The organism is Rathayibacter sp. AY1B7 (assembly GCF_002932735.1).
Lineage (GTDB): Bacteria > Actinomycetota > Actinomycetes > Actinomycetales > Microbacteriaceae > Rathayibacter.
The window spans coordinates 1-8,711 of the sequence record NZ_PSWK01000053.1; the positions used below are offsets into that span (position 1 = coordinate 1).

Sequence of the window (8,711 nt, forward strand, 5' to 3'; positions counted from 1 at the left end):
TGCCTGGTCGTGCTCGGTGGGGGCCGAGCGCGGGCGCCCGCGCTCGGCCCCCACCGAGCACGACCAGGCATGCTGGACGGATGACCGACGCCGCCCCGTCCCCCGACCGCCCGCGCCGTGCCCGCAGCCAGCACGTGCTCACCGTGCTGCGGACCGAGCGCCTCACCGGCCACCTGGTCCGCGTGCACCTCGGCGGCGACGGGCTCGACGCGTTCCTCGCCGAGTCCGACCCCGAGCGCCTCGCCGCGACCGACCGCTACGTGAAGCTCCTGCTCCCGCCGCGCGGCTCCGACCTCCAGCCGCCCTTCGACCTCGACGCGCTCCGGGCGAGCGTCGCCCCCGAGCAGCTGCCCGTGCGCCGCACCTACACCGTCCGCTCGGTCGACCTCGAGCGGCGCTCGATCACCGTCGACTTCGTCGTGCACGGCGACGAAGGGGTGGCGGGACCGTGGGCGCTCGCCGCGGCTCCCGGCGACCGGATCGCGCTCTCCGCGCCCGGCGGCGCCTGGTCGCCGAGCGCCGACCCCGAGGTCGTGCACCTGCTGCTCGGCGACGACTCCGCTCTGCCGGCGATCGCCTCAGCCCTCGAGGGGATGTCCGCGCACGCGCGCGGCCTGGTCCTGATCGAGGTGGACTCGGCCGCCGACGAGCTCGATCTTCCCGCCCCGGCCGGAGTGGAGGTGCGCTGGCTGCACCGCGGCGGTCTCGAGGCCGGCCGGGCGCTGGTCGCGGCCGTCCGGGCCGAGCGGAGGCCCGAGGGCGTGCTCGAGGTCTTCGCGCACGGCGAGCGCACCGCGATGAAGCAGCTGCGGGCCCTCCTGCAGGACGAGTGGGGCGTGGAGCGCCGGGCGCTCTCGCTCTCGGCCTACTGGGCTCTCGGCCGCGCCGAGGACCGCTTCCAGGCCGAGAAGCGCGAGCCGGTCGGCGCGATCTTCGCCGACTGACGCGGGAGCGCACTCCGTCCGCACACCTCCGGGAAGGGACCAGCCTCGGACCCACCTCTACTCCGGTCCCCACGACCGGACCGTCCGATGGCGGTCCGGCCCTGCGAGCCTCGCGCCCGCCGCCCCGCCGTTCTGCGGGCTGCTCGACCGACACGATGAGGAGAGCCCCTGTGGGAGTGCTGATCTTCGGCGCCTGGCGGCGCCGGATCGAGTTCGAGGACCGGACGCTCGCGCACGGGCGGATCGCGGTGCGCGCGCGGATGGAGCAGGGACAGCCGTTCCGCTTGACCTGGAGGACGCTGCAGGAGTCGGAGCCGCGCTCGTACGCGATCCTCGTGCAGCCGAACGTGGTGCTGGAATACCGCTTCGATCATCCCCGTCTGCACGCCGTGAACCGCCTCTGGCTGCGCGAGCTCCTCACCCCCGCGTCCGGGCGCGACATGGTCGTCGCCGCTGAGCCCGAGCAGGCGCCGCTCCTCGGTGACGACCGTCCGTCCCCGGTTCCCGAGGGAGGGCTCGCGGCCTAGTCGGAGCGGAGCCCCTCACTGCCGAGCGAGGCCGACCGGGAGCCCGCCCGCGAGGGCGGCGGCGGATCCGAAGAGCAGCGCCCCCACCCCGCCCAGGGCGGTGGCGACGACGGTGTTCAGCACGGCTCCGACGAGCGCGAAGCCCAGCACGTTCGGCAGCGAGAGGATCGCGTCGAGGTCGATCTGATCGCCGACGACCTGCCCGAGGAGCGTGTCGGCCTGGGTGAAGAGGTCCGAGTGCACGAGCAGCGGATGGGCGACCAGGACGGCGACGAGGCCGAGTATCGCGAGCGCGAGGCCGAGCAGGAACGAGAGCTTCACGGCCGACCAGAAGTCGACGTGCACGAGCGCGAGGCGGAGCGGAGCCTGATCGCCGGCCGGCTTCCCGGAGCCGGTCATCGGGCGTCAGCGGCGCGCTGGTCGGCGGCGACGACGTCGACGACGACGAGGGCTGAGGCGGCGGCGAGGGCGAGGGCGCGGTTCACGAGGGTCTCCTGGGGCGGGACGGGCGCCGGGAGCAGAGGCTCGGCGGCGTTCTGCCAGAGTCCCGGGCCGGAGGAGTCCGGTGCGTCGTCCGGGAGTCGCGTCCGGTGCGCCTCGGGGATGACCGCGCGTCCGCTGCTCCCTCCGACAGCCCGCCACCCGCCGAGGGCCCCTCCTCTCCGGCGTGCGGTCGATGCGGATCGCCGCCTGCCGCTCGCAGGACCTCCCCCGCGCGGTGGATCCTGCCCGGACACGGAGCGCCGCGCAGGACGCCGCGGCCACCGCCCCAGCGGGACTCCCGCCGACACGGATGTTGCAGCGCCGCCGCAGCCGGACATGTACCTGTGACTCCGCGAAAGGGGAACCATGAGCATCCGCTCCCGAGACGACTTCTCCGAGCTGTACCGCGCCCACTTCGACGACCTGCTCCGCTTCGTCCGCCGCCGCGCTCCCGCCGCGACGGTCGACGACATCGTCGGCGAGACCTTCCTCGCCGCCTGGCGTCGCCGGCAGGACCTGCCGGAGAACGTGCGGCCCTGGCTGTTCGGCACCGCCCGGCACGCGATCCTCAACGCCGCCCGCGGCGAGAACCGCCGGCAGGCGCTAGGCCGTGCGGATCGGGACCCTCGCCCCGGAGGAGCAGGCCGACCCGTCGGTCGGCGACCGCCTCGACCTGGCGAGCGCGTGGAAGCGGCTGCCCCTCGCCGAGCAGGAGGCTCTGGCCCTCCACGTGTGGGAGGACCTCCCGCAGGCCGAGGCGGCGCAGGTGCTCGGCTGCTCCCGGGCCGCCTACGCGATGCGGCTCACCCGCGCGAAGCGGCGGCTGGCGGCGCTGCTCGCCCCCTCGACTCCACCCTCCTCTCCGGCACGGCAGAACGGACCCTCTCATGACCGACCAGCTCCTCGACCTGCTCCGCGCGCACGACGCCGAGCCCCGCACCCCTCTCTCCGCTGCCGAGGCCGCACGTCGGGACGCGCTCCTCGGCGAGATCCTGGTCAGCGAGGACGCGGCCGCTCCCTGTTTCTTCCGCCCCCGCGACTGGGCCGTCGCCGGCGCGGCGACCGTGCTCCTGGCCGCCGCCGCCGCAGCCGCGGTGATCGTCGTGGTCCCGGGTCTCATCCCCGGCACCGGCTCCGTCGGGCTGAACCGCGCGGTGCTCGCCTCCTGGACCGCGATCCCCGAGCGCATCCTGCCGAGCTCCGAGCTCGGGCAGTCGGCGACGCAGTGGTGCGCGACGAACCTGCAGAGCCCCAACGGCGAGGCCGGGCCGGCGGAGGTCTCGCACCTCGACGCGCGCGGCGACGCCGCCTCGATGATCTACCGCTTCGACGACTCCCTCTACTACTGCCTCAGCGCCGGGAACGGCGCGGGGATGTGGGAGGTGGCGGACGCCGCACCGGCCGGCCCCCTCGCCGCGGACGCCGTCCAGCTCAGCTCGGCCGGCACCTTCGGAGAAGGGGACGCCGCTCTGATCTACGCGGTCGGCTTCGCGGGCGCGGACGTGGAATCGGTGGTGCTGAACGAGGCCGGCGTCGAGCCGGTCGTCGCGACCCTCGAGGGCGGCTCCTGGACCGCCTGGTGGCCCTCGTCCGACGGTCTCGCCGCCGGGCCCGCCGGCCCGGTCACGATCACCACCCGGGACGGCTCGAGCCGCGAGGTCCCCGTCGACTCCCTCTACCGCCCGTGAGCGGGCCGCGGCACTCCCGTTCGGACGGGCCGGAGCAGGAGGGGACGGGTGCGCGCGTCCTGTCCACGCGCTTCACCGACGTCCACTACCTCGACGAGGGACCGGTGGACGGCACTCCGCTCGTGCTCGTGCACGGCTTCCCCGACGTCCCCGCCACCTGGGACGGCGTCCTGGAGCTGCTTCCCCCCGGGCTCCGGGTGGTGCGCCCCTTCCTGCGCACCCGCGCCTCCCGTGACGCGCTAGAGCGTCTGCGGCCGCGGACGGTCCGTGCCCACCCCGCGGACGCTCCTGCTGGAGGCCGCGAGGAGCGAGGCGACGAGGACGACCGCGGCGCAGCCGAGCAGGGTGCGGTCGAGCCCGACGAGGTCGGCGAGCGGGCCCACGAGCGCCTCCCCGAGCGGCACGGCGAGGAAGGAGCCGACCATGTCGTAGGAGTAGACCCGGGCGAGCGCCTCGCGGGGGACGTGGGTCTGCAGCGACTGGTCCCAGGCGATGGCGAAGATCTCGAGCGCGACTCCGCCGAGGGCGAAGGCGAGGAGGAGGGCGGGGAGCGCCGGGAGGATCCCGAGGGCGGCGACCGGGACGGCCGTCACCGCCATGAGGGCGACGCCCGCCCCCAGCGCCCGGCGGGGCCGCCAGCGCAGCGCGATCACGGCCCCGATCACCAGGCCGACGGTCTGCGCGGCGATCACGAGTCCCCACGCCGCTCGGCCGAAGGACCGGTCGGCGACGACCGGGCCGAGGACCGTGGTCGCGCCGACGAACGCGGCGTTGACGGCGGTGAACTGCGCCACGACGATCCACACCCAGCGCCGGCTCGTGAACTCCCGCCACCCCTCGCGGAGGTCGGCGAGGACGGAGGCGCCCGGGCCCGAGCGGACCGTCCGCGGCAGCCGCACACGGGAGTAGAGGACCGCGGCCAGGGCGAAGCCCGCGGCGTCGACCGCCAGCCCCCACCCGGGACCCACCAGTGCGACGAGCGCGGCCCCGGCCGAGGCGCCGACGATGCTCCCGGCGTTCAGGCCCAGGCGGAGCAGGGCGTTCGCCGGGCGGAGCTCGCCGACCGGCACCGTCTCGGGGACGAGGGCGGCCGCGGCGGGCAGGCTCATCGCCGCGACGGCGCCGTTGAGCACGCTGAGCACGACCAGGGCCAGGACGGTCGCCGTCCCCGTGATCACCGTCACGGCGACCGCGGCCTGAGTGGCCGCCGCCGCGAGCGAGGTGCCGACGAGGATCACGGAGCGGGGGATCCGGTCGGCGAGGACGCCGCCGAGCAGCAGGACGGCGACGTTGGCGAGGGAGCGCGCGGCGACGACGAGTCCGAGGTCCGTCGGCGAGCCCGTCAGGTCCAGCACGGCGAAGGCCAGGGCGATCGGAGCGACGGCGTTGCCGAGGACGCCGGTCGTGCGGGCGGCGAGGAGCCAGCGGAAGGGGCCGTGCGCGAGAGGCCCGTGCGTCAGCGGCCCGCGCCCGTCGCGGGTCACGGCCGGCGGAGCGGGAACATCGCGGTCGTCATCGACACCGGCGCGGTCCCGGGCGTCCTCGGCGGCCGGGCCGCCGCGTGCAGCAGCGCGGACGCCTCCCCGACGTGCCGCACCACCCGCCGCCAGACCTCGGGGTCGACCCAGAGCTCCGCGTCCGTCGAGAGCTGAGGACCGTCCGCCCGGCTCGACGAGCGCCGCCGGAGCTCCTCGATCAGGGCCTCGAGGTGCAGGTCCCGCTCCTCCTCCGGCCCTGCGTCCACGGACGCCGTCACGTCGAAGGGCCTTCCGGAGGCCTCGTGCCGGTACCTCTTCGCCTCGCCGCCCCGCAGGCGCACGGTCTCGACGACGGCCACGAGCCCGGCGCGCTCCAGCACGCGGAAGTGGTAGCTCGCCGTCGCCTGCGACAGCTGCAGCTCGCGGGCGGCCTCCGCGGCGCTCATCGCCGCTCCCGTCACCAGGGACAGCAGGCGGAGGCGGATCGGATGCGCGGTGGCGCGCAGCTCGTCGAGAGAGGACATGCGGCCATGGTGACCGGCGGCTCCCGCACCGTCAAACAGGGCTTTGGGGGTGGGGCGGCGCTCACCGAGCCGCTCCGGTGCACATCGGGCGGCGCTCGCCGGGCCGCTCTGACGAGCGATCCGGAGGGCCCACCGCTCTCCCCAGCGATCAGGGAGCGGGGCCCGGAGTCGTCCTCCGGGCCCCGTCGCTCAGACCTGGGCGGTGCCGCTGTCCTCGACCGGGGCGGACGCGTCCGACTCCTCGGTGATCTCGGTGTCGGTCTCGTCGGCGCGGTCGCGGAGCGCGTCGGCCATCGCGCCGGCGCCCTCGGCTCCGTGGTCGTGCTCGACCTGGTCGATCAGGCCGCCGAGCTTCTCGTCGTTGCTGGCGTCCTCGGCTCCGTCCATCACGGGGCTGTTCTGCTCGTTGTCGCTCATGGCGCTCCTCCTGGGTCGACCGGCCTCTGCGCCGGTGGTCCGACGCTACGCGCGCGGCCCGTGCGGTGCAGGTGATCGACGGGAATCGGCCAGTCCGGTATCGAGCGCTCGATGAGCGTTCCCGACCATCCCCGAGTCGAGCGGATATCGCTTTCCACCCTCCGGAGAAGTGAGCGGATATCGCCTGTCGAATGAGCCCCTATCGCTTTCCGGCGAGGTGAACAGTTCTCTCAGAGAAGTGCCCCTCGGAGACCCTCCCTGCTATGATCGGGCGACTTCTGCACCAGGGACCGGGGGGTCGTTCTCGGCGGACGATCGATCATCCACACGCCTGTTATCTCGATCATCACCAGTGAAGGCGCGTATGGCTTCGTATCTCTTCGTCTGCTCCGGCGGCGGGCATCTCAAGGAGATGTTCGCCCTCTCGGGGCTCCTCGGAGTCGACCCGGAGGAGCAGCACTGGGCGACCGTCGACAGCGCCCTCAGCCGCACCCTCCTCGCCGACCGGCGCGTGACCCACCTCGCCGATCCGCCGCCCCGCGCCGTGGTGCCGGTGCTCCGCAACGCGATGATCGGCCGCTCCCTGCTGGCCCGCGGGTCCTTCGACGCCGTCTTCAGCACCGGCGCCAGCCCCGCCCTCTCCTTCCTGCCGCTCGCGGCCTCGCGCGGCATCCCCGCGCACTACATCGAGAGCGCCGCCCGCGTGCTCGGCCCGTCGATGACCGGTCGGATCCTCGCCCGGGTCCCCGCCGTCTCGACCTACACCCAGTACCGCTCCTGGGCCGACGACCGCTGGAGCTTCGGCGGCTCGATCTTCGACACCTACCGCGTCGAGGACGTCGTCCCGCAGCCGATCCGCCGCGCCGTGGTCTCGGTCGGCACGCAGGACGGCTACCCGTTCCCCCGCTTCTTCGCCGCGCTCGCGCCGCTGCTCGAGGGCGTGGAGGTGCTCTGGCAGACCGGAGCGAACGACGTCTCCGGGCTCGGGATCGACGGCCGCCACTCCGTGCCGCACGACGAGCTCAACGCCGCGATGAAGGCGGCCGACGTCGTCATCGCGCACGGGGGAGTGGGCACCGCGCTCAGCGCCATCGAGCAGGGCCGGGTGCCGATCCTGGTTCCGCGCCGCGCCTCGTTCGGCGAGCACGTCGACGACCACCAGGTGCAGATCGCCACGCGCCTGGCCGACTCCGGCCTCGCGGTCACCGTCGACATCGAGGGCCTCTCCCGCGAGACGCTCGAACTCGCCGCGGCGAGGCGGGTCGTCTCCGCCGATTCCGCCGTGCCCTTCGTGGTGCACGAGACGGCCGAGAAGTCCTCGAGCCTCTCCCGCCGACTCTTCCCCTCCTCCCGCTGATCCCCGCCCGAGCGACCAGACGTGATGAGAACGACATCCACGCGTCATCCGCGGCCCGTACACTCTCGAATGGGTTGGGGGGCCGGACGTCACTTCATGTGCGTCGAATTCGGAATGGTCGGCCGACTCGACACTGATGGCGAAAGCTCCGAAGGATTCTCGATATGACTGACACCCCGCGCGGCCTCTCGCGCCGCCTCCTGCTCGCCGCCTCCGCTGTCGGAGCCGCCGCGACCGCCTCCGCTCTCGTAGCGACCCCGGCGCTCGCCGCGCCGAACTACAGCGTGATCCCGAGGCTCCCGGGCGAGGTCTCGCGCCTCGACACCAAGTTCTCGAAGAGCGGCAACAAGCCCTACGAGATCATCGATGTGAAGATCGGCGGCGACTCCACCCGCCTCTTCGTCCCGCACTCGGCGAAGCCGAAATCAGGCTCCTCGGTGCCGGTCGCCTGGTTCTACCACGCCAGCGGCAGCAGCTTCAGGGCCCTCGACAAGGCCTACTTCTACTCGGCCGATCCGCTCGTCGACCTGGGCTTCGTCAGCATCTGCCCGGACTTCGGCGGCCCGAGCAACTACACCAACCCCACGGCGCTCGCCGTGCAGACGGCCGCCACAGCCTGGGTGCAGAGCCTCTGGAACGTCCGCGGGAGCTTCCTCCGCTCGAACTCCGGCGGCGGCGCGATGATGTGCTGGGCCTACGCGAAGAAGATGGTGCCGAACATCTACGGGGCCTACCACGCCAGCAGCGTCTTCGACGTCGAGGACCTCGCGGCGCGCGACGACAGCGAGTCGAACCGCGTCCTCGCGGTGTACGGCGGAGACCGGGCGCTGATGCGCGCGACCAATCCCGCCCGTCTGCCGCAGGACGCGTGGAGGGGCATTCGTCTGCGCGTCAGCGCCGGCACGGCCGACCAGCTCGCTCCCGCGGAGCTCCACGGCGGACGCCTCCGCCGCCTCGCGCTCCCCGTCGCCAAGGAGGCGACGATCGCCTACCACAACAGCGCCGGCTACGAGGGCGGCCATGTCGTCCCGGAATTCACCAACAAGGACTCGGTCGCGACCTTCCGCCGCTGGCTCCAGGAGGGCCCCGCCTGATCCGCGGCAGGACCGACGCGACCCCTCCTCCCCGGGGGTCGGCGCCAGGGTCGAGCAGTGGAGGAGGAGGGCACGGCATCGCAGGCGTCCCAGCCGCCGAGAGGCGGCTCGCGAGGGCATCGCCGGCAGCCAGTGCGCGGGGACCCGCAGCAGCACGTAGGCCCCGACGATGCCGCCGACTCCGGCGGCGATCACCAGG

9 protein-coding genes and 2 pseudogenes are annotated in these 8,711 nt (G+C 73.9%); 7 read left to right on the forward strand and 4 right to left on the reverse strand.

Going from position 1 to position 8,711, the window contains the following annotated elements:
• Window positions 1-80 precede the first annotated feature (80 nt).
• Window positions 81-944: a siderophore-interacting protein gene (locus tag C5C95_RS16695; RefSeq protein ID WP_104324891.1), complete on the forward strand. Its 864-nt coding sequence runs from the start codon at window positions 81-83 to the stop codon at window positions 942-944.
• A 170-nt stretch (window positions 945-1,114) separates the two neighbouring features.
• A complete protein-coding gene (locus C5C95_RS16700; protein WP_104324892.1) occupies window positions 1,115-1,471 on the forward strand; it encodes a hypothetical protein in 357 nt (118 codons plus the stop codon).
• 15 nt (window positions 1,472-1,486) lie between these two features.
• Here C5C95_RS16700 and C5C95_RS16705 read toward each other — a convergent pair whose 3' ends face one another.
• On the reverse strand, window positions 1,487-1,870 hold the full coding sequence (locus C5C95_RS16705) for a DUF3566 domain-containing protein (protein ID WP_104269484.1): 384 nt from the start codon (window positions 1,868-1,870) through the stop codon (window positions 1,487-1,489).
• 450 nt (window positions 1,871-2,320) lie between these two features.
• On the opposite strand from C5C95_RS16705, the pseudogene C5C95_RS18030 reads away from it, so the two are divergent.
• The 3 genes and pseudogenes from C5C95_RS18030 to C5C95_RS16715 all read left to right on the forward strand — a co-directional run.
• Window positions 2,321-2,539: pseudogene (locus tag C5C95_RS18030) on the forward strand (RNA polymerase sigma factor); the annotation flags it as partial.
• Window positions 2,540-2,564: 25 nt separating this feature from the next.
• A pseudogene (locus C5C95_RS18035) lies at window positions 2,565-2,768 on the forward strand (RNA polymerase sigma factor); the annotation flags it as partial.
• Between the two features lie 73 nt (window positions 2,769-2,841).
• On the forward strand, window positions 2,842-3,642 hold the full coding sequence (locus C5C95_RS16715) for a hypothetical protein (RefSeq protein ID WP_104324893.1): 801 nt from the start codon (window positions 2,842-2,844) through the stop codon (window positions 3,640-3,642).
• A gap of 239 nt (window positions 3,643-3,881) precedes the next feature.
• On the opposite strand, the gene C5C95_RS16720 is transcribed toward C5C95_RS16715, so the two are convergent.
• The 3 genes from C5C95_RS16720 to C5C95_RS16730 all read right to left on the reverse strand — a co-directional run bounded on the left by C5C95_RS16720 (window position 3,882) and on the right by C5C95_RS16730 (window position 6,061).
• On the reverse strand, window positions 3,882-5,126 hold the full coding sequence (locus C5C95_RS16720; RefSeq protein ID WP_258072690.1) for an MFS transporter: 1,245 nt from the start codon (window positions 5,124-5,126) through the stop codon (window positions 3,882-3,884).
• Complete coding sequence (locus C5C95_RS16725; protein WP_104222473.1) at window positions 5,123-5,644, reverse strand: helix-turn-helix domain-containing protein; 522 nt, start codon at window positions 5,642-5,644, stop codon at window positions 5,123-5,125. The genes C5C95_RS16720 and C5C95_RS16725 overlap by 4 nt, the downstream gene beginning before the upstream one ends.
• 189 nt (window positions 5,645-5,833) lie before the next feature.
• Window positions 5,834-6,061: a hypothetical protein gene (locus C5C95_RS16730; RefSeq protein ID WP_104324894.1), complete on the reverse strand. Its 228-nt coding sequence runs from the start codon at window positions 6,059-6,061 to the stop codon at window positions 5,834-5,836.
• Window positions 6,062-6,425: 364 nt separating this feature from the next.
• On the opposite strand from C5C95_RS16730, the gene C5C95_RS16735 reads away from it, so the two are divergent.
• Together C5C95_RS16735 and C5C95_RS16740 are read left to right on the forward strand one after the other, a co-directional pair.
• A complete protein-coding gene (locus tag C5C95_RS16735) occupies window positions 6,426-7,418 on the forward strand; it encodes a glycosyltransferase (RefSeq protein WP_104324895.1) in 993 nt (330 codons plus the stop codon).
• Between the two features lie 164 nt (window positions 7,419-7,582).
• A complete protein-coding gene (locus C5C95_RS16740) occupies window positions 7,583-8,512 on the forward strand; it encodes a S9 family peptidase (protein WP_104324896.1) in 930 nt (309 codons plus the stop codon).
• Window positions 8,513-8,711: the final 199 nt, after the last annotated feature.